23 protein-coding genes and 1 other RNA gene are annotated in these 20,653 nt (G+C 56.2%); 11 read left to right on the top strand and 13 right to left on the bottom strand.

What is annotated here, in order from left to right; all coding sequences use genetic code 11:
• Positions 1-157 precede the first annotated feature (157 nt).
• On the top strand, positions 158-3,046 hold the full coding sequence (locus AC2FI9_RS01930; RefSeq protein WP_496765351.1) for an Rne/Rng family ribonuclease: 2,889 nt from the start codon (positions 158-160) through the stop codon (positions 3,044-3,046).
• Positions 3,047-3,092: 46 nt separating this feature from the next.
• Here AC2FI9_RS01930 and AC2FI9_RS01925 read toward each other — a convergent pair whose 3' ends face one another.
• Positions 3,093-3,326, bottom strand: a complete 234-nt coding sequence (locus tag AC2FI9_RS01925; protein WP_058271547.1) for a sulfurtransferase TusA family protein — start codon at positions 3,324-3,326, stop codon at positions 3,093-3,095.
• A 105-nt stretch (positions 3,327-3,431) separates the two neighbouring features.
• Here AC2FI9_RS01925 and AC2FI9_RS01920 point away from each other — a divergent pair, with 105 nt between their 5' ends.
• The 4 genes from AC2FI9_RS01920 (at position 3,432) to AC2FI9_RS01905 (ending at position 7,762) form a co-directional block, all read left to right on the top strand.
• Entirely contained in the window at positions 3,432-4,184 is a 753-nt protein-coding gene (locus AC2FI9_RS01920) for a cytochrome c biogenesis CcdA family protein (RefSeq protein ID WP_058271899.1), read from the top strand.
• Positions 4,185-4,247: 63 nt separating this feature from the next.
• Positions 4,248-5,462, top strand: coding sequence for a hypothetical protein (locus tag AC2FI9_RS01915; protein ID WP_496765065.1), 1,215 nt, complete (start codon positions 4,248-4,250; stop codon positions 5,460-5,462).
• Entirely contained in the window at positions 5,459-6,808 is a 1,350-nt protein-coding gene (locus tag AC2FI9_RS01910) for a cytochrome P450 (protein ID WP_496765062.1), read from the top strand. The genes AC2FI9_RS01915 and AC2FI9_RS01910 overlap by 4 nt, the downstream gene beginning before the upstream one ends.
• Positions 6,809-6,880: 72 nt before the next feature.
• A complete protein-coding gene (locus tag AC2FI9_RS01905; RefSeq protein WP_496765057.1) occupies positions 6,881-7,762 on the top strand; it encodes a fructose bisphosphate aldolase in 882 nt (293 codons plus the stop codon).
• Positions 7,763-7,765: 3 nt separating this feature from the next.
• Here the strand turns inward: AC2FI9_RS01905 and AC2FI9_RS01900 are convergent, their stop codons facing one another.
• The 5 genes from AC2FI9_RS01900 to fumC form a co-directional block, all read right to left on the bottom strand.
• Positions 7,766-8,368 (bottom strand): DNA-3-methyladenine glycosylase I, encoded by a 603-nt coding sequence (locus AC2FI9_RS01900; RefSeq protein WP_496765052.1) that lies wholly within the window; start codon positions 8,366-8,368, stop codon positions 7,766-7,768.
• Positions 8,369-8,432: 64 nt separating this feature from the next.
• Complete coding sequence (locus AC2FI9_RS01895; protein ID WP_496739939.1) at positions 8,433-8,651, bottom strand: ribbon-helix-helix domain-containing protein; 219 nt, start codon at positions 8,649-8,651, stop codon at positions 8,433-8,435.
• Entirely contained in the window at positions 8,648-8,824 is a 177-nt protein-coding gene (locus tag AC2FI9_RS01890; protein WP_496765050.1) for a DUF4169 family protein, read from the bottom strand. Before AC2FI9_RS01890 ends, AC2FI9_RS01895 begins: the two co-directional genes overlap by 4 nt.
• The gene (aroQ, locus tag AC2FI9_RS01885; protein ID WP_496765048.1) at positions 8,821-9,345 is read right to left on the bottom strand and encodes a gamma subclass chorismate mutase AroQ; all 525 of its coding nucleotides are present in this window, start codon (positions 9,343-9,345) and stop codon (positions 8,821-8,823) included. Before aroQ ends, AC2FI9_RS01890 begins: the two co-directional genes overlap by 4 nt.
• The gene (fumC, locus tag AC2FI9_RS01880; RefSeq protein ID WP_109311562.1) at positions 9,342-10,733 is read right to left on the bottom strand and encodes a class II fumarate hydratase; all 1,392 of its coding nucleotides are present in this window, start codon (positions 10,731-10,733) and stop codon (positions 9,342-9,344) included. The genes aroQ and fumC overlap by 4 nt, the downstream gene beginning before the upstream one ends.
• 207 nt (positions 10,734-10,940) lie before the next feature.
• Between fumC and AC2FI9_RS01875 the strand changes: the two genes are divergently transcribed.
• A complete protein-coding gene (locus AC2FI9_RS01875; protein ID WP_496765046.1) occupies positions 10,941-11,504 on the top strand; it encodes a hypothetical protein in 564 nt (187 codons plus the stop codon).
• Between the two features lie 33 nt (positions 11,505-11,537).
• On the opposite strand, the gene AC2FI9_RS01870 is transcribed toward AC2FI9_RS01875, so the two are convergent.
• From AC2FI9_RS01870 to AC2FI9_RS01840, 7 genes are all read right to left on the bottom strand, one after another.
• Entirely contained in the window at positions 11,538-11,999 is a 462-nt protein-coding gene (locus AC2FI9_RS01870; protein ID WP_496765043.1) for an SspB family protein, read from the bottom strand.
• Between the two features lie 76 nt (positions 12,000-12,075).
• Entirely contained in the window at positions 12,076-13,329 is a 1,254-nt protein-coding gene (gene chrA, locus AC2FI9_RS01865; RefSeq protein WP_496765041.1) for a chromate efflux transporter, read from the bottom strand.
• Positions 13,326-14,141: a chromate resistance protein ChrB domain-containing protein gene (locus tag AC2FI9_RS01860; protein ID WP_496765038.1), complete on the bottom strand. Its 816-nt coding sequence runs from the start codon at positions 14,139-14,141 to the stop codon at positions 13,326-13,328. Before AC2FI9_RS01860 ends, chrA begins: the two co-directional genes overlap by 4 nt.
• 126 nt (positions 14,142-14,267) lie before the next feature.
• Complete coding sequence (locus AC2FI9_RS01855; RefSeq protein ID WP_282168355.1) at positions 14,268-14,699, bottom strand: ester cyclase; 432 nt, start codon at positions 14,697-14,699, stop codon at positions 14,268-14,270.
• 99 nt (positions 14,700-14,798) lie between these two features.
• Positions 14,799-15,144, bottom strand: a transfer-messenger RNA (tmRNA) gene (ssrA, locus tag AC2FI9_RS01850).
• 36 nt (positions 15,145-15,180) lie between these two features.
• Entirely contained in the window at positions 15,181-15,543 is a 363-nt protein-coding gene (locus tag AC2FI9_RS01845; protein WP_496722729.1) for a DUF4345 family protein, read from the bottom strand.
• 10 nt (positions 15,544-15,553) lie between these two features.
• Positions 15,554-16,285, bottom strand: a complete 732-nt coding sequence (locus AC2FI9_RS01840; RefSeq protein WP_496765035.1) for a FadR/GntR family transcriptional regulator — start codon at positions 16,283-16,285, stop codon at positions 15,554-15,556.
• Between the two features lie 86 nt (positions 16,286-16,371).
• Between AC2FI9_RS01840 and AC2FI9_RS01835 the strand changes: the two genes are divergently transcribed.
• The 5 genes from AC2FI9_RS01835 to acuI are packed head-to-tail and all read left to right on the top strand — an operon-like array spanning position 16,372 to position 20,537.
• Complete coding sequence (locus AC2FI9_RS01835; RefSeq protein WP_496765029.1) at positions 16,372-17,163, top strand: DUF2182 domain-containing protein; 792 nt, start codon at positions 16,372-16,374, stop codon at positions 17,161-17,163.
• Positions 17,164-17,167: 4 nt separating this feature from the next.
• Positions 17,168-17,872, top strand: coding sequence for a DUF1326 domain-containing protein (locus AC2FI9_RS01830; protein WP_496722732.1), 705 nt, complete (start codon positions 17,168-17,170; stop codon positions 17,870-17,872).
• Positions 17,872-18,378: a DinB family protein gene (locus AC2FI9_RS01825; protein WP_496765025.1), complete on the top strand. Its 507-nt coding sequence runs from the start codon at positions 17,872-17,874 to the stop codon at positions 18,376-18,378. Before AC2FI9_RS01830 ends, AC2FI9_RS01825 begins: the two co-directional genes overlap by 1 nt.
• A complete protein-coding gene (locus AC2FI9_RS01820; RefSeq protein ID WP_496765020.1) occupies positions 18,379-19,482 on the top strand; it encodes a dimethylsulfoniopropionate demethylase in 1,104 nt (367 codons plus the stop codon).
• 59 nt (positions 19,483-19,541) lie between these two features.
• Positions 19,542-20,537 carry an acryloyl-CoA reductase gene (gene acuI / locus AC2FI9_RS01815; RefSeq protein ID WP_496765015.1) on the top strand — a complete coding sequence of 332 codons (996 nt, stop codon included), beginning with the start codon at positions 19,542-19,544 and terminating at the stop codon, positions 20,535-20,537.
• The last annotated feature ends 116 nt before the right edge of the window (positions 20,538-20,653 follow it).

The following is a 20,653-nucleotide window of genomic DNA, read 5'->3' as shown; positions in this document are numbered from 1 at the left end:
TGACGCGCGCGCAACGATTGAGTATACGGGCAGGGGGCCACCGCGCCAGACCCTGCCGCGCGCCGTCCGAAATCGCCCTGACAAGACACCACCCCAAAAGCGCCCGTCCCCCCGGACGGGTAAGGACAACGCGTTTGGCGCGGTGCACCAAGGACAAATGGCTAAGAAAATGCTTATCGATGCCACCCACGCGGAGGAAACCCGCGTCGTGGTGGTTGACGGAAACAAGGTTGAGGAGTTCGACTTTGAATCCGAAAACAAACGCCAGCTTGCTGGCAACATCTATCTTGCAAAAGTAACCCGGGTCGAACCGTCCCTACAGGCGGCTTTTGTGGATTACGGCGGGAACCGGCACGGTTTCCTGGCGTTTTCGGAAATCCATCCGGACTATTATCAAATCCCGGTCGCAGATCGCGAAGCGCTGATGGAAGAAGAGCGCGCCTATGCCGAGGCAATGAAGGCGCGGGATGAAGCCGAAGAGTCGAAGCCTAAAAAGCGTCGCTCGCGTTCTCGCACGAAGGCTGCGGATGTAAAATCCGATGATGCCGTAGAGTCGATCGAGGTTTCATCCGAACCCACCGGCATGGAAACCATCGATCTGGACGAAGGTGAAGAAGGGGCCGACATGTCGGTTCCGGAAGGCACCTCTCCGGCTGATCGTGTGGCTGAAACTCCGGTGGAAGAGCCGGTCGATGCCGAAGAAACCAAAGAACAACCTATTGAAGCTGAATCTTCGGAAGAGCCAGTTGATGCCGAGGTTGTGGCAGAAGCAGAAGGTGCTGCTGAGGTCGAGGAAGTGGCCGAAGCCCCTGCAGAAGCAGAGGAAGCAGCCGCCGATGGTACTCAGCATGACTCTGTCAAAGCTGCCGCAGAGGAGTCTGTTGAAGATTCTGAGGTTGGCGGTGACGAACCAGAGGCAGCCGTTGAAGAGGCGGAAGCCTCTGAGGACACCACGTCTGAAGATGACGAAAAGTCCGATGTCGAAGCGCGGGCTGATGCGACCTCGAAGGACGATTCAATCGAATCTGTCGCGGACGAAGATGACAGCGAGGACATTCGCCCGGCGCGCAAGCCGCGGCCACGTCGCTATAAGATTCAGGAGGTCATCAAGGTCCGCCAGGTCTTGCTGGTCCAGGTCGTAAAGGAAGAGCGTGGCAACAAGGGTGCTGCTCTGACCACCTACTTGTCTCTGGCAGGTCGGTATTGCGTTCTGATGCCTAACACGGCGCGTGGTGGCGGGATCAGCCGCAAAATTACCAATGCGCCGGACCGTAAAAAACTCAAGGAAATTGCTGCGGAAATTGACGTTCCGACCGGTGCGGGTCTGATTATCCGGACAGCCGGTGCCAAGCGGACGAAATCCGAGATCAAGCGAGACTATGAATACCTGCAACGCATGTGGGAGCAGATCCGCGAGTTGACGCTGAAATCCATTGCGCCGGCGAAAATCTATGAAGAAGGCGATCTGATCAAACGGTCGATCCGCGATCTCTATAATCGCGAAATTGATGAGGTTCTGGTCGAAGGTGAAGGCGGTTATCGCATCGCCAAAGACTTCATGAAGATGATCATGCCTTCACACGCGAAGAATGTGAAACGGTATGAAGACGCGCTGCCTTTGTTCGCGCGCTATCAGGTCGAAAGCTATCTGGCCGGAATGTTCAACCCGACCGTTCAGCTGAAATCGGGCGGATATATCGTGATCGGCGTGACCGAAGCGCTGGTCGCGATTGATGTGAACTCGGGTCGGGCGACCAAAGAGGGTTCAATCGAGGAAACCGCGCTCAAGACCAACCTTGAGGCCGCAGAAGAGGTTGCGCGCCAGCTGCGCCTGCGTGATTTGGCAGGCCTGATCGTCATCGACTTCATCGATATGGACGAGCGCAAGAACAATCTGGCCGTCGAAAAGCGTATGAAGGAACGGCTAAAAACAGACCGTGCGCGCATTCAGGTCGGCCGCATCTCGGGCTTTGGCCTGATGGAGATGAGCCGCCAACGTCTTCGTCCTGGGATGTTGGAGGCGACCACACAGCCATGCCCGGCCTGTCATGGCACTGGCCTGATCCGCTCGGACGACAACATGGCGCTGACCATCTTGCGTCAAATCGAAGAAGAGGGCACCCGCCGCCGCTCACGCGAGGTGCTTGTTCGTTGCCCAGTCAGCATCGCCAACTTTCTGATGAACCAGAAACGCGAGCATATCGCACAGATTGAGGCCCGTTATGGCCTGTCTGTACGTGTTGAAGGCGACGTACATCTGGTCAGCCCGGATTTCTCGATGGAGAAATTCAAGACGGCAAGCCGGATTGTACCCGAAGCCAGCGCACCCGTTGTTTCCGTGGATGCGTCCCTGATGGATCTTGTCGACGCCAGCGAGGAAGAGCCGGTCGAAGAGGAAACCACCGTTCAGGCCGAAGAGGAGGCTAAGCCCAAGCGCAAGCGTCGTCGCCGCCGTCGGAAGAAGAGCAATGGTTCTGACGAAACCCCTGAGGTGAACGCTGAAGAGGGTAACGCGGCGGCGTCCGAGGAATCGGATGAAGCCAAAACCGAAGCGGCGGATGACGTAAAGCCTGAGGGTGAAGCACCTGAGCCTGCCGAAGAAGAAAAAGCGGCCAAGCCCAAGCGTCGCCGTGCACCGCGCCGCAAGAAGAAGGACGCGGAACCTGTTGAAGCTACGGAAGAAGTCGCCGCTGAAGCTGTTGTGAGCAAGGATGCTCAGGCCGCAAGCCCTGAAGCACCGGCCGAGGAAACTGGCGCGACAGACGCACCTGTTGAAGCCCCTGTCGAAACTGCCGAAAAAGTTGAACAAACTGAAACCGCGGCAGAGCAGCCCGCGCCCGAGGCGGAAAGCGTCGGTGAAGAACAGGTTGAACCTGCAGAGGCTGAACAACCCGAACCTGTGGCTGAGGTGATCGCAGAAGACCCGCAGAAACCAGCGGACATCATGGTTGAAGAAGCCCCTGAGCCGGTTCTGGAGGTCGTAGCCGAAGAGCCGGAGCAGCCCGCCAAACCCAAACGGCGTGGCTGGTGGTCACTGGGTCAGTAACAAGAAAAGGCGGGCCATGTGCCCGCCTTTTTCTTTTTGGCCGGTCTTAGTGAGATTTCTGGATCAAATAGATCTGATGGCCGTCTGCGTCTTCCTGCGACAGCAATTGGTGCCCGCTTTCAGAACAGAAATGCGGGACATCAATTATGGCGGCAGGATCATCTGCCAGCACGCGCAAAACGGCCCCGGCAGGCATGGATTTCAAACGCTTGCGCGCTTTCAGGACGGGCAGAGGGCACAACAGACCCAACGCATCGAGTGTTTCAGGCGGATTTGACATAAGGTTCAGATATTTCCAACTGGGCAGGGTGTCCAGCATGCAACCACGAGGATGTGACCGAATGGCCCCGTGACGTTGGCCGTCTCATACCATATGTGCTGAGACATGTTCGGAATAGATATCATAGACGCGGGCCTGCTGCCTGCCATGTTCATCGCGATGTTGGGCGGATTGATCAGCTTTCTGTCGCCCTGCGTTCTGCCCATCGTTCCGCCATACCTGGCTTATATGAGCGGCGTGACGATCAACGAGATGCAGGATGAGGCGAAAGCACGCCGCAAGGCAACCTTGGCCGCCCTGTTCTTTGTTCTGGGCCTGTCTACGGTGTTTTTGTTGCTGGGTTTCACCGCTTCTGCCTTCGGGGTGTTTGTCCTGCAGAACCAGGTGTTGTTCGCAAAGATCTCTGGCGCAGTGGTCATCGTCTTTGGCCTGCATTTTCTGAACGTCTTCCGTATCCCGTTTCTGGACCGCGAAGCGCGGATTGAGACCGGTGATTCTGGTGGATCAGTGTTTGGCGCTTATATCCTTGGTCTGGCCTTTGCGTTTGGATGGACACCGTGCATTGGGCCGCAGCTGGGGGCGATCTTGTCACTGGCCGCGTCCGAGGCCTCGGTCGCGCGGGGAACCCTGTTGTTGGGCGTCTATGCGGCGGGCCTGGGTATTCCATTTCTGCTGGCTGCGATGTTCCTGAACCGGTCGATGTCGGTGATGAATCGGATCAAGCCATACATGGGCACGATCGAAAAGGTGATGGGTGGCTTGTTACTGTTCGTGGGCATCATGCTGATCACCGGTCTGTTCACTGAATTCAGCTGGTGGCTGTTAGAGACATTCCCGGCGCTGGCGAATTTTGGATGATCTGCTGATCTGACTTACCTTGGCCCCATTGCTGGGTTAACCTGCGCCGCAGAAGGTAAGGCCATGAGCAGTCAGAAAAATCAACCTCGGGTGTGTAAACGCCGGGTATTCTATATACCCGGCTACGACCCGATTCCGCCGCGGCGATATCGGGAGCTGTATCGAACCGAAGGCAAGCTGCAGGCCGAGATTTCCGGTTATGAAATTTCGACGTCCGCCAAGTCTGGCGATGGCCCTTATGGGTGGCATGTCACTTCACGTCAGGACGGGACCGAAGTTCACGTTGATGTGGATGTTCTTGTCTGGTCGGACCTGGTTCGTGACAGCATGTCCAACTCGATCCCAGCGACCTATCTGCAACTGGTGCGGACCGCGTGGATCTATATGTCGACAGGAACACTGTGGCGCCTGATGCGGTTGCGCAAGGGGCCGGTGGTTGCCGCACTATATCCGGTTGGAATGTTGCTGGCTCAACTGCTGTTGGCGATCTTGCTAGCCGGGGCCATGACATGGGTTTTAATGCCGTTTATCGGATGGATGGGCGTAATCCTTGCGGTTGTGGCCGCTTACGGTCTGTTGCGCTGGTTTCGCCGGCAAGACGGTCAGCTTTTTGCCTATTACCTGATGCATGATTATGCCTATTCCGCAAAACTCAAAGGGGCGACGCCAGTTGAATTGCGCAATCGCCTGCGTGCATTCGGTGCGTTGATCCAAGAGGCGCTGAATTCAGACGCAGACGAGGTGCTGGTCGTCGGGCATAGCTCAGGGGCCCATCTGGGTGTCAGCGTTCTGGCCGATGTTATCCGCGACAACAGTCAACGTGATGACGGCCCTGTATTTTCGTTCCTAACGTTGGGACAGGTCGTGCCGATGGTATCTTTTCTGCCCCAAGCCCGTGAATTGAGGGCAGATTTGCAATTCTTGTCCACGCAGGAAGGCCTGACCTGGGTCGACGTCTCGGCCCCCGGCGATGGCTGTTCTTTTGCGCTGTGCGATCCGGTTTCCGTCAGCGGTGTCGCCACCGCCGAAAAGAAATGGCCGCTGGTTCTGTCTGCGGCCTTCACGCAGACCCTGTCCCCCGAGCGATGGCAAGCATTGCGTTGGAAATTCTTCCGCCTGCATTTCCAGTATCTCTGCTCCTTCGACAAGCCGGATCGTTATGATTATTTCCGCATCACCGCCGGCCCACTGACGCTTGGGCAGAGGTTCAAGGGCCGGGCGCCTTCTAAGTCGCGGGTGGAAAAGCCGGTTTCAAAATACAGTTCGGTGACGGCATGACGCCGCCCAAGCCACCTTCACGCCCTGATAAAGTATCGCTTTGGCGGTATCTGAGGTTGTTTCGCAAGGACGTTCTGTCAGCCCAACCCCATAGGCTGTACCGCGCCTGGATGGCCGAATTTCGCACGCCGTTCTTTCGATCATACTTGGTGAATCAGCCAGAATTGATCGACACAGTTCTGAAAAAACGCCCTGATGATTTCCCCAAATCTAACCGCATAAGTGAGGGGCTGCGTCCGTTGCTGGGGGACTCTGTCTTCCTGACCAACGGGGACACCTGGAAGAGGCAGCGCAGGATCATTGATCCGGCGTTTGAAGGCGGCCGTTTGAAAGATACGTTTCCAGCAATGCATGCGGCTGGTCAAGCGGGCGTGGATCGGTTGCGCACGCAGGCAGGTGGTGTTGTTGAATTTGAAGAGGTCACCAGCCATATCGCGGCGGATGTCATCTTTCGCACTTTGTTTTCGGTGCCCATCGAACACGAAATCGCCGCTCAGGTGTTTGACAAGTTTCGCAGCTATCAGCGTGAACAACCCATTCTGAACATTGCGGCCTTTGTCCCCCTGCCAAAGTGGTTGCCACGACTGCATTCGTGGCGCACCAAGAAGAATGCAAAGGATATCAGGGCGCTAATCCAGCGACTTACGGCGGACCGGGCTGAACTGATCGCTCGTGGTAGCGCGCCGAATGATCTGGCAACCAAGATCATGACCACGCGTGATCCCGAAACCGGGCGTAGGTTTGACACGCAGGAAATGGTTGATCAGGTGGCGATCTTCTTTCTTGCCGGGCACGAAACCAGCGCGTCCGCACTGGCCTGGACGCTGTACCTGATTGCAATGTATCCCGAATGGCAGGACAGGCTGGCTGAGGAAGCTGTGGCGTTCGACTCGCCTGATTTTTCTGTATTGTCGCGGCTAAAGCTCAGCAGGGATGTGTTTCGCGAAGCGCTGCGGCTTTACCCGCCCGTGCCGATGATGGTGCGCGAGGCGACATGCCCCGAACATTTCCGGGACAGGGATGTCCCCGAAGGGTCGCAAATCGTGATCAGTCCGTGGCATCTGCATCGGCAGGAAAGGCTCTGGGACCGTCCCGACGAGTTCGATCCGACCCGGTGGGGAACTGAGAATGGAAAGACCTGTCAGCGCAACGCGTACATTCCATTCTCGACAGGGTCCCGCGTATGTCCCGGTACTGGGTTCGCCATGATCGAGGGGCCGCTTCTGTTATCCATGCTGCTGCGACACTTCCGGTTCGAGTTGGTCGCGGGACAAACGCCCATTCCGGTCGCGCATTTGACCGTCCGATCGAAAGACGGAATTTGGTTGCGCTTGGTTGAGCGCTAACAAACTACCATCCTATCACGCCTTGCTGTATGCGGTTTGAAATCGCGGAATCATATTGAACGGGAAAGTCTTATGTCATCAGCAGAACAGCGCACACAAATGTCCGACGGCGCAGGATTCATCGCAGCATTGGATCAAAGCGGTGGCTCGACCCCCAAGGCGCTGGCGCTTTATGGCGTTGACGCATCTGAATACGGCTCGGACGAAGAGATGTTCGGTGAAATCCAGAAAATGCGCGCGCGGATCATTCTGGCGGATGATTTCACCAAGGACAAAGTGATCGGCGCGATCCTGTTCGAACGCACTCTGGGCGAGCAAATTGATGATCAGAAGGTCGCCGACTACTTGTGGTCAGTGAAAGGCATTGTACCTTTCCTCAAGATTGACAAAGGTTTGGAAGACGAAGCGAATGGCGTTCAGATGATGAAACCCATCCCGGGTCTGGCCGCAACATTGGCCAAAGCCGATGGTGTTTTCGGAACCAAGGAGCGCTCGGTCATTCATGAGGCAAACGCCGAAGGCATCGCGGCGGTTGTTGCACAGCAGTTCGACGTTGCGCGTGAAGTCGTGGCTTCCGGAATGGTTCCGATTGTTGAGCCCGAGGTGAACATCAACTCCGCCACCAAAGCCGAAGCCGAAGACATCCTGAAGGCTGAAATCCTGAAAAACCTTGATCAATTGGCTGACGGACAGGACATCATGCTCAAGCTGACGATCCCTAACCGAGCTAACCTCTATGACGAATTGGCCGATCATCCGCGTGTTCTGCGCGTGGTTGCACTGTCGGGCGGTTATTCGACGGAACAGGCCTGCGATCTGCTGGGCCAGAATGGTAAGATGATCGCGTCCTTCTCGCGCGCGTTGACCGAAGGATTGTCAAAAAAGCAATCAGATGCCGAGTTCAACGCGGCCTTGGGCGGAAACATCGACAAGATTTTCCGTGCGTCAATCTAAACACTATTGGGGTTTGGTGAATTCGCGGCGCAACTGCGCCGCTTTTTCACGCATGACGCAACCTTCGGCGTGATCATTCAACAGCCCCATTGCCTGCATAAAGGCAAATACGGTCGTCGGCCCGACAAACTTCCAGCCCCGTTTTTTCAGGTCTTTCGACATCGCCACAGATTCTGGCGACGTTGAAGCGGTTTGCGGGGCAGGCGGTGAGTCCGCCTCGTATCGCCATACATATGCCGCCAGAGACCCTTCGGCAGCGATTAACTCTTGCGCGCGACGTGCGTTGTTAATCACGGCCTCGATCTTTCCACGATGTCGCACAATCCCTGCATCTTGTAACAAGCGCTGTGTATCTGCATCATCAAACGCGGCTACTGCGTTGACATCAAAAGCTTTGAAAGCCTTCCGAAAATTCTCGCGTTTGGACAGGATTGTGCGCCAGCTTAGGCCGGACTGAAAGCTTTCTAGGCAGAGCTTTTCAAACAGGCGTTGGTCGTCACCAACCGGATACCCCCATTCCTGATCGTGGTAGTCAAAGAATTCGGGCGCGGCCTGACACCAGGCGCAGCGTGGTTTTCCGTCTGGACCTAGAACTGTATCAACCACCGCTTCGTACTCCTTTTGTTCCCCCTTACTGTAAGCGGTTTCTGGATGTCAGAGCAAGACTGATTTACTTGGATTGATACCAGTTCAGAATGAAAACCCGTATGGCCGATGCAAGTCCGATGTCCGGGTCACGCTCGACATCAATTTCGGCCGCCAGAGCGTTGATCGGTAGGTTTTTTTCCTTGGCAATGGTCCGGAACGCCTGCCAGAATTCATCTTCCAGCGATACGGATGTCCGATGGCCTTTCAGCGTCAGGGATCGTTTGACCGGGCGTCCGCTCATTTGTCCAACTTATAGCCTTCATGGTCCTGGCGCAGCTTGTGTTTCTGCTTTTTTGCTAGATCCTTTTCGGCCTTGGTGCGGCCAAAAGCGACGGCATTTTGGTCAGCACGGGCCTTGCTTTCGGTCCGCGCTTTTTCTTTTCGAAACTTGTTCAGATTGACCGGTTCCGTCATTGCGCATGTCTCACTTTGGTCAGACTATCGAACAATTCCGCACGGCTGTCATCTGAAAGGCATTCGACATTCACGGTGTCCAGAAAATCGGCCTGCGACGCTGTTGAGACCGGTGGTTGATCCGACAATGTCTCAAGGATTTGCCCGCCCAGATCTAACAGTGCAGGGCGTACCTCGGTTGTCAGGTCCGCATAGCTTTCGGGAACAGAGGTTTGGTCTTTGGTCCACCGTTCAATCCAACAGGATTGAATCTCTTTCGCGGCTTCGATCTGCACTTCGAAAAACAGCTGCGCGCTGTCCGGGTCAATGCCCGAAAGCGCTGCTTGTTCCAAGGTCTTGTCAACTACGACTTTTTCACGCTCGAGGTCTTCGACCGGGCGGTCATTGGCGTGTTTGAACGCAGCAACGTCCTGCATCCATTCCAGCCGAGAGTCGATCAGGTTGAACAGGTCAGCCTGAGCTGAGGTCGCTGTGCCTGCGATTAGCAGGCACAGGCAGGCAGACTTACGCCTCGCGATCATTTGGGGCCGATCATGTGTTCGGGGCGTACGACCGCATCGAATGTCTCCTCATCGACAAAGCCCAGCGCAATGGCCTCTTCCTTGAGGGTCGTGCCGTTCTTATGCGCCGTTTTGGCGACAGTGGTGGCGTTGTCGTAACCGATGGTCGGAGCCAGCGCCGTGACCAGCATCAGGGATTCCTTCATCAGCTTATCGATGCGTGGTTCATTGGCCTTGATGCCCAGCAGCATACGCTCGGTAAAGCTGTCGGTGGCATCGCCCAGCAGCTGAATAGATTGCAGCAAGTTGTACGACATCATCGGGTTGTAGACGTTCAGCTGGAAATGCCCCTGCGAACCCGCAAACTTCATCGCTGCATCGTTGCCTATTACATGTGCGGCCACCTGTGTCAGCGCTTCGGCCTGTGTCGGGTTCACCTTGCCGGGCATGATCGACGAACCCGGCTCATTCTCTGGCAGGATCAACTCACCCAAGCCAGACCGCGGGCCAGAGCCCAGGAACCGGATGTCGTTGGCGATTTTGTAGCAAGAGCCAGCAATGGTCGCCAGCGCACCTGATAGGAAGACCATGGCATCATGGGCAGCGAGCGCTTCGAACTTGTTGGGCGCGGTAACGAAGGGCAGGCCGGTGATGTCGGCCATGTTCTTGGCGACGGCCTCATCCCAGCCATCATGCGTGTTCAGACCGGTGCCGACAGCGGTGCCGCCTTGCGCCAGTTCATAGATGCCAGGCATCGCGGCTTCGACCCGGGCGATTCCTTGGCGGATCTGGTGCGCATAGCCGCCGAATTCCTGCTCCAGCGTCAGTGGGGTCGCGTCTTGCGTATGTGTACGACCGATCTTGATGATCCCGGCGAATTCCTTGGCTTTCGCTTCCAGTGCCGATGCAAATTTCTCGAGCCCGGGCAGCAATACGTCGCGCACGCTCATCGCGGTAGCGATATGCATTGCGGTCGGGAAAGTGTCGTTCGACGATTGCCCCATATTGCAGTGATCGTTCGGGTGCACAGGCTCTTTCGAGCCGATCACACCGCCCATGATCTCAATCGCGCGATTGGCGATTACTTCGTTCGAGTTCATGTTCGACTGAGTACCCGAACCGGTTTGCCACACGACCAGCGGGAAGTTGTCGTCAAACTTACCCTCAATCACTTCGCCCGCGGCCTGAATAACAGCGTCGGCGATCTTGGCATCCAGCTTGCCGATGGCTTTGTTCTCCATAGCACAGGCCTTTTTGATGACGCCCAGCGCACGCACGATGGCGACGGGTTGCTTTTCCCAGCCGATCGGAAAGTTCATGATCGAGCGTTGAGTTTGTGCACCCCAATACTTGTCGGCGGGAACTTCCAACGGGCCAAAGCTGTCGGATTCGGTGCGGGTCTGGGACATCGGTCACTCCGTCTAGTATGCAGTCGTATGCCGTTTACCCGTGACGGCGTCATCGCGCAATCGGCCAGTTGCGCGCACCATAAGCGTAAGCCGACCAAAGGTATAGGCGTTGAAGCGGCGCATTTTTCTTTGATACACAGGTACTAGGACCATTGTGTGCGCCTGTGACTGGGGTAGAATAGCAAGATCAAAACGCTGGAGGGTCAGGTGCTGCAATTTAACGGGGTTAATCCGCTGCGGCTTATCGCATTCGCGGTGGGTGCCGTATTCTGGCTTGTCTTTGCCAATCTTCAGGCCCAGGCCGGGGACATCACGCCCTTTATCGGGGATTACGTCGGTTCAGCCAATTTAGTTGACGATGATGGTACCGAAACCCCACGCGATATGAGCGTTTCGATCCATGAAACCAAAGAAGGGTTCAACGTCAGTTGGAAGACCACGACCTATAAGCCGGATGGCCGGGTCAAAGATCAGTCCTTCTCGATCGATTTCAAGCAATCTGACAGGTCAGACGTGTATTCAGCGGCGATGAAGCGCAATGTGTTTGGTCACGAGGTGCCCCTGGACCCAATGCAGGGTGAACCGTTCGTCTGGGGCCGGATCGAGGGCGAGACTCTGACGGTGTTCTCGTTGTTCATTGATGAAAACGGTGGCTATGAATTGCAGCAGTTCGATCGCACGCTGGCCGACGGTGGGCTTAACCTGTCCTTTTCGCGGTTCCGTAATGGGATTAAATCCCGCTCGGTCGATACGTTCCTCGAAAAACAGTAAACCCCGCGAGAGGCGGGGTTTGTAAGTCTGAGCTTACTTTCTGAAACTGTCCAGTGAAACGACATCCGCGTCTTGCTGGACCGGAGTTTCCTCAACCTCAATCGATTCTTCGACGATATGGGTCGCAACCTCTTCTTCGTCTTCGGGGCTCTCGAAACGCAACCCGAATTCAACCGACGGGTCCACGAAGGTTTTGATCGCATCATACGGAATATAAAGCGGTTCGGGCGCGTCACCGAAATTCAGTGTAATCGCAAAGCCGTTGTCGCCGACCTCGAGGTTTTCGAACCAGTGCTGCATTACGACAGTCATTTCTTCGGGATAGCGTTCGCGCAACCAGTCAGCTATTTCAACTCCGTCCTGCCGTGTATCGAACGTGATAAAGAAATGATGCGCCCCAGGCAGACCGTTTTCAGAAACGTTGGTCAGAACTTTCTGAATGAGGCCGCGCATGGCGGTGTGCATCAGGGTTCCATAGTCAATGTCCTGCGACATGTGTCATCCTCAAAAGTGGTTACCCCAAGCATAGGGGATTCGTTCGGAAACGAAAGACCGGGAGGGGGTGGATTGTTCAAAGATAATGAAAACCGACTCCGGCCACGGCCATCAGGGCCAAGGTCATTCCCATGCCGAATTTTAGCTTGAATATCAACACCCCGGCCATGAACGTCAAAACCAGCGCTTTTGTGTTCAGTGTCGCAAGTTCGGGCCATGGGATGGTTAGGGGTCCCCATGCCAATTCCGGGATTGTTCCGAAAAGAACGTTAAGAGCAAACCACACGGAAAGGTTGAGAATCACGCCGACAACCGCTGCTGTTATCCCGTGTAGGGCTGCGGACAGCCGTGGACGGGCGGCCAGCTGGTCCAGATATGGTGCGGCTAGGAAGATCCACAGGAAACACGGGACAAAGGTGGCCCAAAGTGCCACCGCGCCGGCGGCAAGTGCCAAAGGGATGCCGCCCGAAATCTGTCCCGTCAGCATGGCCACAAATTGTGTCACCAGTATCAGAGGTCCCGGCGTTGTTTCGGCCAGCCCCAGCGCATCAATCATCTGATCTGTGCTGATCCACTGATATTTGTCCACGACGGTTTGGGTCATATATGCCAGAACCGCATAAGCGCCGCCGAACGTAACAACGGCCAGGCGGGCAAAGAACCACCCGAGATCGCTCAGCAATTTCTGACCAGTCACGCTCAGCAACACCAATGGGCCAAGCCATAGGGTCAGCCAGATGGCGCAGGTACGCAGCGGGCGCGTCGCACTTGGGGCGGGGGGTGTTTGGGCGGTGTTGGCCTGACCCTTGAAGCTCAGATACCCCCAAAGCGCTGCGGCCAGAATGATCAAGGGAAAAGGCAGGTTAAAGGCAAAGATTGCGACAAAACCCAATCCGGCTATTGCCCGGTGCTCCACATCGGTCAGGGCTTTGCATGACAGGTTTCTAAGTGCCTGAAGGACAATGATGATTACAGTTGCCTTCACACCAAGGAAAGCGGCCTGAACCAGTGGCAGGTCCCCGAAAGCTGCATAAAGCCCGACCAAAACGGCGATAATCAGCGCGCCAGGGATGACGAACAGGCCGCCGGCGATCAACCCTCCGGTCACGCCGCGCAGGCGCCAGCCGGCATATGTGGCAAGTTGCATGGCCTCGGGACCAGGCAATAGCATGCAAAGAGACAGCGCCCGCAGATACGATTGCTCGTCCAGCCACGGGCGTTTTTCCACCAGTTCCTGATGCATCAGTGAGATTTGCGCCGCAGGCCCCCCAAAGGACAACAAACCGATGCGCCCAAAGATACGGACCAGCTCCGATAGTGTCGGGGTCATGACTTGCGATCCGTCGGCCAGTCGTGTTGTTCTTCAAACCCGTCGCGCGCCCAACGATACAGCGCATCATACAGGTGCATTCCTGCAGCAAGGTTTTCGTGATCGTCACGGTATTGCCGGGACAATCCGACAGAGACCGCAAGCAACCCGGCAGCTTCTGGTACAAGGTCATGGCGATTGGTGTCTGCGCCCCGAATGACAGTTGCAAGCCGATCCAGCGCGGGCGTGTGCAATGCGAATTCGTCCAGCATAGTGTCAAAGGTGCATTTGTCTTGCCGGTGGCTCCAATGAGCGCCTTCGATGTCAAAAGGGGTCGCGTCAAATATTGCAGCGGTGGCTGCGACTTCCGACGGGGCAACAAACAGGAACCGGGCATTTGGGTCCACAAACCGCCGGATCAGCCAGGGGCAGGCGATGCGATCGATCTTTGGGCGGTGTCGGGTCACCCAAAGGGATCCTTCGGGCTGCAGCATCGAAAACGCCTTCGCAGGCACACGCGGAGCGTCTGGCATGTCTCGCCACGCAAACATGCCGCCTTCAAGATACTCGGCTTTTACACCTTCGCCTCGCAACCACGAGACGACGGCCTGGCTGAGCTTCTTGCCTTTCTGGCAAATCACGACTGCAGGTCGGTCACCGATCAGGTTGACCAGCCCTTCGATATCCTTCGCAGGATGGCGTATTGAGCCGGGGATAAGATAGGGGTCAGCCTCAAAATCCGCATCCATACAGATGTCGATCAGTATGGGGGATTGCGGCTTGCCGATCAGTCTTAACAATTGCTTTGGGGTGATCGAGTTTGGTGCGGGCACAGCATGTCTCCTGGTTTTGTCGGATACATGCGAAACTTGGGCTGACGCCTCACGGGGTGTTCGCAATCTTACCCCATGGCACTTGCTACCGCGTAAGCGCTGAGGGGGTCAAGATTGCTTATATGGTCAAGCCCAATCCAGCCTTTGACCGGTCATACACACAGGCAATGTGTCCTGCGGGAACTGGCCGAGCTGTTCGAAGAGTGAGATGAAATCGAACTGGTTATACGCTTCAACCATGCGTCCGTTTTTAATTCGCCCCATGACGCTGCCCGTGGCTTGAAGCGGGGCACCATTATCGGCGCGCGTTGTGCGCAGGTGAATGATGGCGGATACCCAATCGCCGTTTTCGATGATTTTGGGCATATCGACCTGAATGTCCCCAAGGATATGGCGAAAGGCCATGACCAGATCCCGGAAATCATCCGCACCGACCTGCATTTCCGGAATAAGCCCTTCGGCCATGGCTTCGGGGGCAAAATACTGGTCAATAGCGTCTGTATTGCCGTTTTCCCAAACTTCGGAATACCACTCTCTGAGTAGATCTGCGTGCGACATCCCAGCTCTCCTTATTCTGCTGGGGTCAGCATGAGACCAAATAGTGAAAAAACTCTGAACATGAACATGCTCAGCAAAAAACTCAGACTTTAAGTGGAAAGTGCAGGTTTCTGTTGCCAGGTACCTGCGAACCCCGCCTTACGCGGCTAGGCGCAAGGGCTTAAGTTTCGGTCTTGCTACTGCTTACGCAGCAACTGCAACCGGAGCACGATTGTCATTTGCAATTGTACTTTTCGGGCCGATACGGTGGCACCCCGCCGAGACAAAGCTAACCCCTTTAGACGTTCGTCGATCCTATTTCGGCCCCATGATCCCCAAATGAAGGATGTTGGTGGAGCCGCCGGGTACCGCCCCCGGGTCCGATCCGCTTATTACGAGCGCGTTTATGTCCATAGTCCCGAAGGACATACCCTATATAGGTGAGCGTGCGAGCAGATGCAAACTGGGAATTGAATCGGGTGTACTAAGCAATTACAGCGGGTTAAGTGGCCCTGTTGATGTTGGCCAGTATCAGCCAAAGTGCAAGGACCAGTTCGATTCCACCAAAAGTAGCCGCCTTGACCAGTGGTGGGTTGTCCAGAAAAACCGAAACAAACCGGCCCAATGCCGCGCCCGCGTAGACAACCCCCAGCATGGCGTAGGCCATCGGGTTGTTGAGGAACAAAACAGCCACGCCAGTGACGACGAAAAGCCCGCCGACCGAAGCACGCATCTCGCTCAGCCCCATGTTGCTGTTGGTGGTGCTCAAATCCAGCGCGCCCAAGGTAAAGCTGGGCGCCAGAAATCCGAATAGGCCGAACCCAATGGTCATGAGGGCTGCAATCACGTTCAAAGCGGTAGTCATTTCATTTTCCTTACGCCGGATTACGTCGCTGCTGCGCCACGTTTTGCGCCAATTGCCTTGTGTAGCTCTCAAGCTCAACTAGCGTCGTGTCCACTTTGGTCGAGTCGCGATCTTCCAGGGCATTGGCGATTTGATTGTGGAAGGCAATAATTGCTTCCCGGGACCGCGCTGTGAAGGTGATCATGTTCATCAATGGCTGCATGGCTTCGACCGCGCCGGCCAGTTGATAAGACAGCACGGGATTGCCTGCACCATCAACCAGTGCCCGGTGAAACGCCACGTCAGAGGCGCAGAATGCCTCATCCGTCAGGCCGGGTTGGGATTGGCGGTGAACTTCGGCACGCATGGTGGCCAACTGATCCGCTGTACGGCGCTGTGCGGACAAGGCGGCGCAGGCGCGTTCGAGCGCGAAGCGCGCTTCGCAGGCGGTGTCGAAACTGACTGCATTCATCGACAGTAGCAGGGTCGAGGTCGTGATCTGTTGGGAATACGCGCCCTCAAAACTCAACCGGTTCACAAATGCACCACCGCTTGCGCCGCGTTGCGTGCGGATCAGGGATTGCGCTGCTAGACGCTTCAATGCCTCCCGCACGGTTGGGCGAGATACCTGGAATTGCTCGGACAATTCTGCCTCGGAGGGCAAACGTTCATCCACGATCAATTCGCCCGAGATGATTGCGTCACGAATGGCCTGAGCGATCTGCGCAGACAGATCAGCAGGCTTCTTGGGGTCAATTTTCATATTCTGGGGACCGTTGGTGAATTTTTATTTGTCTGACATTTAAAAGTCTGACATTTGAAAAGCAAGGACTGAGTCGGGAGGAGCGCGTGAGTCGCACAGTTCTACGCACTGCATTTTGGCTGGGGTTTTATGCCCTGATCCTGTCCGCGTGGTGGGTCATGTTCACCATGAATCGCGACATGGATCTGGATTGGATTGGTCGCCCCGGCCCAATGGGTCAGGCCATGGCGGCCATGGACCCGCGCATGGACATGTATATGCCCATGGCCGAGTTTGGCCCGCTGTTCTGGATGTGGGCTATCATGATGGCGGCGATGATGCTGCCGACGCTCGTGCCGACGTTGCGCAGCTATGACGATCTGATCCGCAGCGCCAATGGCTCGCGCGCAGGTTGGTCGGGTGTTCTGTCCGGGTATCTGGTCGTCTGGGTTGGCTTTGCAGCTTTGATCACCGGTATTCAGTTGGCGCTATTGTTTGGTGGGGTCGTTGACATGCTGGGCATTGGTAAATCCGGGTATTTCGCAGGCGGCTTGATGATCGCCGTCGGCGCATTTCAGTTCACCCGCGCGAAAGAGGTCTGCCATGGCGTCTGCCATGCCCCCATGACCTATTTTCTGGGGCACTGGAAAACCGGGTTCACTGGCGGAATGCGTATGGGGCTGGGGCTGGGCGCATTCTGTGTGGGCTGCTGCTGGGGCTTCATGGCGCTCGGCTTTGTTGGCGGTGTCATGAGCCTGTTGTGGATGGGTCTCGCGACCCTGTTCATGGTTTTGGAGAAACTACCCCAGATCGGGCACGCAGTGACCCGACCGATGGGATTTGCATTGATTGCGGGCGGCCTTGTTCTGCTCGTCTATCCAATAAGCTACGGAGGATAAGCCTATGGCTAAGAACAGAAAACCCGAGGCCGACAAGTTGCCGATTAGTCAGCGCATTGATAGCCGTATGCCCAACCCCAAGCGGCGCGAGATGAGCCCGACAGATTGGGCAATCAAAGGCGAATTGATCCTGAACTGCTCATGCGATGTGTTCTGCCCCTGCGTGGTTTCATTGGGCGCGCATCCTCCGACTGAGGGGCATTGCCACGCGTGGATGGGTATTATCGTTGATGAGGGCCACTATGAAGGCGAAGACCTGTCCGGTCTGAACGTCGGGTTGCTGGTCGATATTCCGGGCCGAATGGGCGAAGGGCAGTGGAAAGTGGCCGCTTATGTCGATGAGCGTGCCAGCGGCAAGGCCTACAACGGGCTGTTGCAAATCTTCAGCGGTCAGGCAGGCGGGACCACCGGTTTGTTTACCATGCTGGTCAGCGAGATTATCGGGGCCGAGCGCGCTCCGGTTCAGATTGAGCGCGACGGCAACAAACGCCGCATCGCGATTGGCCGCAAAATTCAGGGTGAGATTGAGATGCTCGGCGGCAAAGATCCGGACCACCCGGTCATGGTGTCAAACTCGAAATATTGGATGGGTCCGGACATCATCGTGGCCCGCGGCACCAAGTCCAAGGTGCGCGACTACGGCCGTGTCTGGGATTTTGGCGGAAAATCTGCCGAAATCTGTCCAATTGACTGGCACGGACCAAAGTGATGATCACCGCCGGCTACGCGCAAGAAATGGCTCGGTATAATCACTGGCAAAACAGTCAGTTGAAGGGGTTCCTTGCGGCACTTTCGAATGAGGAACTGACCCGCGAGCGCGGAGCGTTTTTTGGTTCGATCCTGGGCACGGCAAATCATCTGCTTTGGGGGGACTGGATATGGATGTCGCGGTTCGACAAGGGGCAGGGTCCCGGCGGCGGCATCCCGGAAAGCTCTTCATTGTGTATCGATCTGGCAGAATGGTTGCCGCTGCGCGATCAGATTGACCAGCGGACAACCCAATGGGCCGCGTCCTTGAATGACGAGGACCTGCGCGGCCCGTTCACATGGTTCTCGGCCGCCAAAGAAGCCGATGTCACGAAACCGTATGCGCAATGCGTCATTCATTTTTTCAACCACCAAACACATCACCGGGGCCAGCTTCATCAGATGCTGACTGAGACGGGTTCGGCCGCTCCGGTGAGCGATCTGGTTTTTCTGCCTGAGGAGGCTTAAGTGGCTCAGATCTCACTCTCGCGTCGCCTGCGCCGAACACCTTTTTCGGATGGTGTCGAAGCTGCTGGGGTTAAAGGATATACGGTCTATAACCGTATGTTATTGCCCACTGTTTTTGAATCCGTCGAAGCAGACTACCGGCACTTGAAAAGCCATGTGCAGGTTTGGGATGTCTCATGTGAACGGCAGGTCGAACTGCGTGGGCCGGATGCCGCGCGGCTGATGCAAATGCTGACGCCACGGGACCTGCGGAGGATGTTGCCCGGCCAGTGCTTTTACGTTCCCATTGTCGATGAAACAGGCGGAATGCTGAATGATCCTGTGGCGGTGAAGCTCTCGGAAGATCGGTGGTGGATTTCGATTGCCGACAGTGACTTGCTGCTTTGGGTCAAGGGCATTGCCAACGGATACCGCCTGGATGTGCTGGTCGACGAACCCGATGTGTCTCCGCTGGCAATACAGGGGCCGAAGGCGAATGACCTGCTGGCCCGTGTTTTTGGCGACCGGGTGCGTGACATTCGCTTTTTTAAGTTCGACAAGTTCGAGTTCGAGGGGTGTGAACTCGCAATCGCACGGTCTGGTTATTCCAAACAAGGTGGTTTCGAAATCTATGTCGAGGGTTCGGACATCGGTATGCCCTTGTGGAATGCGCTGTTTGCGGCGGGCGAAGACCTGCAAGTCCGTGCGGGCTGTCCAAATCTGATCGAACGGATTGAGGGTGGGTTATTGTCATACGGCAACGATATGACCGACGACAACACGCCGCATGAATGCGGACTGGGCAAGTTCTGCAACACGCATACGGCGATCGGGTGTATTGGCCGAGACGCGCTGCTGCGCGTGGCTAAGGAGGGTCCGGTTCAGCAAATCCGTCCAATCGCAATCGACGGTGACGCCGTGCCACCATGCGATCGCCCTTGGCCGATTGTTGCGGGCGGCAAGAGGATTGGTCAGATCACGTCGGCCGCATGGTCCCCTGATTTCAACACAAACGTCTCCATAGGAATGGTCAAACTGAGCCATTGGGAGCCCGGCACACGGATCGAAGTAGAAACTCCGGACGGGATGCGCGGCGCAGTCGTACGAGACAAATTCTGGATTTGAACGGCATATCTCAGATCAGCAAAGGCTGATGACTGATTGAAAACGAAAGGAAAGTTGAAATGTTCAATGCTTTGGTAATGGATAAGGACGAAGACAGCGGACTGGCAAGCGCTTCGGTCAAAAAGCTTTCCGATGGGGATCTGCCCCATGGCGAAGTGACAATCGCTGTTGAGTATTCAACCGTAAACTACAAAGACGGCCTTTGCATGTCGCCGAAGGGCGGCGGGCTGGTACGCAGCTATCCGCACGTGCCCGGCGTTGACTACAGCGGCACGGTCGAGGCGTCCTCGGACGATCGCTATAAGCCGGGCGACAAGGTCGTTCTGACTGGCTGGCGCGTAGGTGAAGCGCATTGGGGTGGGTATTCCCAGAAAGCCAACGCCCTGGCGGATTGGCTGGTTCCCTTGCCGGAAGGTCTGGACACACGTCAGGCCATGGCAGTGGGCACTGCCGGTTTCACAGCGATGTTGGCGGTTATGGCGCTTGAGGATCAAGGCATGCAGCCGGGACATGGTCCGGTGCTAGTTACCGGGGCCGCTGGCGGTGTTGGTTCGGTTGCGACTGCCATTCTGGCCAATTTGGGCTATGAGGTGGCTGCCGTGACCGGCCGGCCAGAGGCGGGTGACTACCTGAAATCATTGGGCGCCACCACGATTGTCCCACGAGAAGATCTCAATGAAACCGTGAAACGCCCGTTGGAAAGCGAGTCCTGGGCCGGGTGCATTGACGCGGTGGGTGGCGAGATGTTGGCCCGTGTGCTGGGTCAGATGAAATACGGTGCCTCAGTCGCAGCCGTTGGTCTGGCCGGAGGGGCAGGGCTGCCTGCCAGCGTCATTCCGTTCCTGTTGCGCGGTGTCAGCCTGCTGGGCATCGATAGTGTGATGCAGCCCTATGACAACCGGGTTCGCGCATGGCAACGCGTCGCAACCGACCTGCCGATGGACAAGCTTGAGGCAATGGTTCATCCCGCAACCCTGGGCGATCTGCCTCAATTGGGTACGGATATCCTAAAAGGGCAGGTCAAAGGCCGTGTTGTTGTCGATGTAAACGCCTGATTCCTATGCACATGGTCGAACCGGCTGACATCAATGTTGGCCGGTTCAGTTGCCATTGAAAGAACCTGAAAATGCCAGAAACACCTCTGGTCATTGGCTCAATTCCAGATCATCAT

The sequence above is a fragment of the Ruegeria sp. CDSA246 genome, assembly GCF_059611225.1.
The sequence above is the reverse complement of the archived record's forward strand: the minus strand, read 5'-3'. Positions and strand labels throughout refer to the sequence as shown.

Bases quoted from the DNA above. Each gene is read 5' to 3' on its own strand.
- chrA (WP_496765041.1), bottom strand. From the start codon at position 13,329: ATGACCCCGACACTATCGGAGCTGGTCCGTATCTTTGGGCGCATCGGT.
- AC2FI9_RS01920 (WP_058271899.1), top strand. From the start codon at position 3,432: ATGTTCGGAATAGATATCATAGACGCGGGCCTGCTGCCTGCCATGTTC.
- AC2FI9_RS01845 (WP_496722729.1), bottom strand. From the start codon at position 15,543: ATGACTACCGCTTTGAACGTGATTGCAGCCCTCATGACCATTGGGTTC.
- AC2FI9_RS01905 (WP_496765057.1), top strand. From the start codon at position 6,881: ATGTCATCAGCAGAACAGCGCACACAAATGTCCGACGGCGCAGGATTC.
- AC2FI9_RS01840 (WP_496765035.1), bottom strand. From the start codon at position 16,285: ATGAAAATTGACCCCAAGAAGCCTGCTGATCTGTCTGCGCAGATCGCT.
- AC2FI9_RS01890 (WP_496765050.1), bottom strand. From the start codon at position 8,824: ATGACGGAACCGGTCAATCTGAACAAGTTTCGAAAAGAAAAAGCGCGG.
- aroQ (WP_496765048.1), bottom strand. From the start codon at position 9,345: ATGATCGCGAGGCGTAAGTCTGCCTGCCTGTGCCTGCTAATCGCAGGC.
- AC2FI9_RS01925 (WP_058271547.1), bottom strand. From the start codon at position 3,326: ATGTCAAATCCGCCTGAAACACTCGATGCGTTGGGTCTGTTGTGCCCT.
- AC2FI9_RS01825 (WP_496765025.1), top strand. From the start codon at position 17,872: ATGATCACCGCCGGCTACGCGCAAGAAATGGCTCGGTATAATCACTGG.
- AC2FI9_RS01895 (WP_496739939.1), bottom strand. From the start codon at position 8,651: ATGAGCGGACGCCCGGTCAAACGATCCCTGACGCTGAAAGGCCATCGG.
- AC2FI9_RS01915 (WP_496765065.1), top strand. From the start codon at position 4,248: ATGAGCAGTCAGAAAAATCAACCTCGGGTGTGTAAACGCCGGGTATTC.
- AC2FI9_RS01910 (WP_496765062.1), top strand. From the start codon at position 5,459: ATGACGCCGCCCAAGCCACCTTCACGCCCTGATAAAGTATCGCTTTGG.
- AC2FI9_RS01930 (WP_496765351.1), top strand. From the start codon at position 158: ATGGCTAAGAAAATGCTTATCGATGCCACCCACGCGGAGGAAACCCGC.
- AC2FI9_RS01870 (WP_496765043.1), bottom strand. From the start codon at position 11,999: ATGTCGCAGGACATTGACTATGGAACCCTGATGCACACCGCCATGCGC.
- fumC (WP_109311562.1), bottom strand. From the start codon at position 10,733: ATGTCCCAGACCCGCACCGAATCCGACAGCTTTGGCCCGTTGGAAGTT.
- acuI (WP_496765015.1), top strand. From the start codon at position 19,542: ATGTTCAATGCTTTGGTAATGGATAAGGACGAAGACAGCGGACTGGCA.
- AC2FI9_RS01855 (WP_282168355.1), bottom strand. From the start codon at position 14,699: ATGTCGCACGCAGATCTACTCAGAGAGTGGTATTCCGAAGTTTGGGAA.
- AC2FI9_RS01830 (WP_496722732.1), top strand. From the start codon at position 17,168: ATGGCTAAGAACAGAAAACCCGAGGCCGACAAGTTGCCGATTAGTCAG.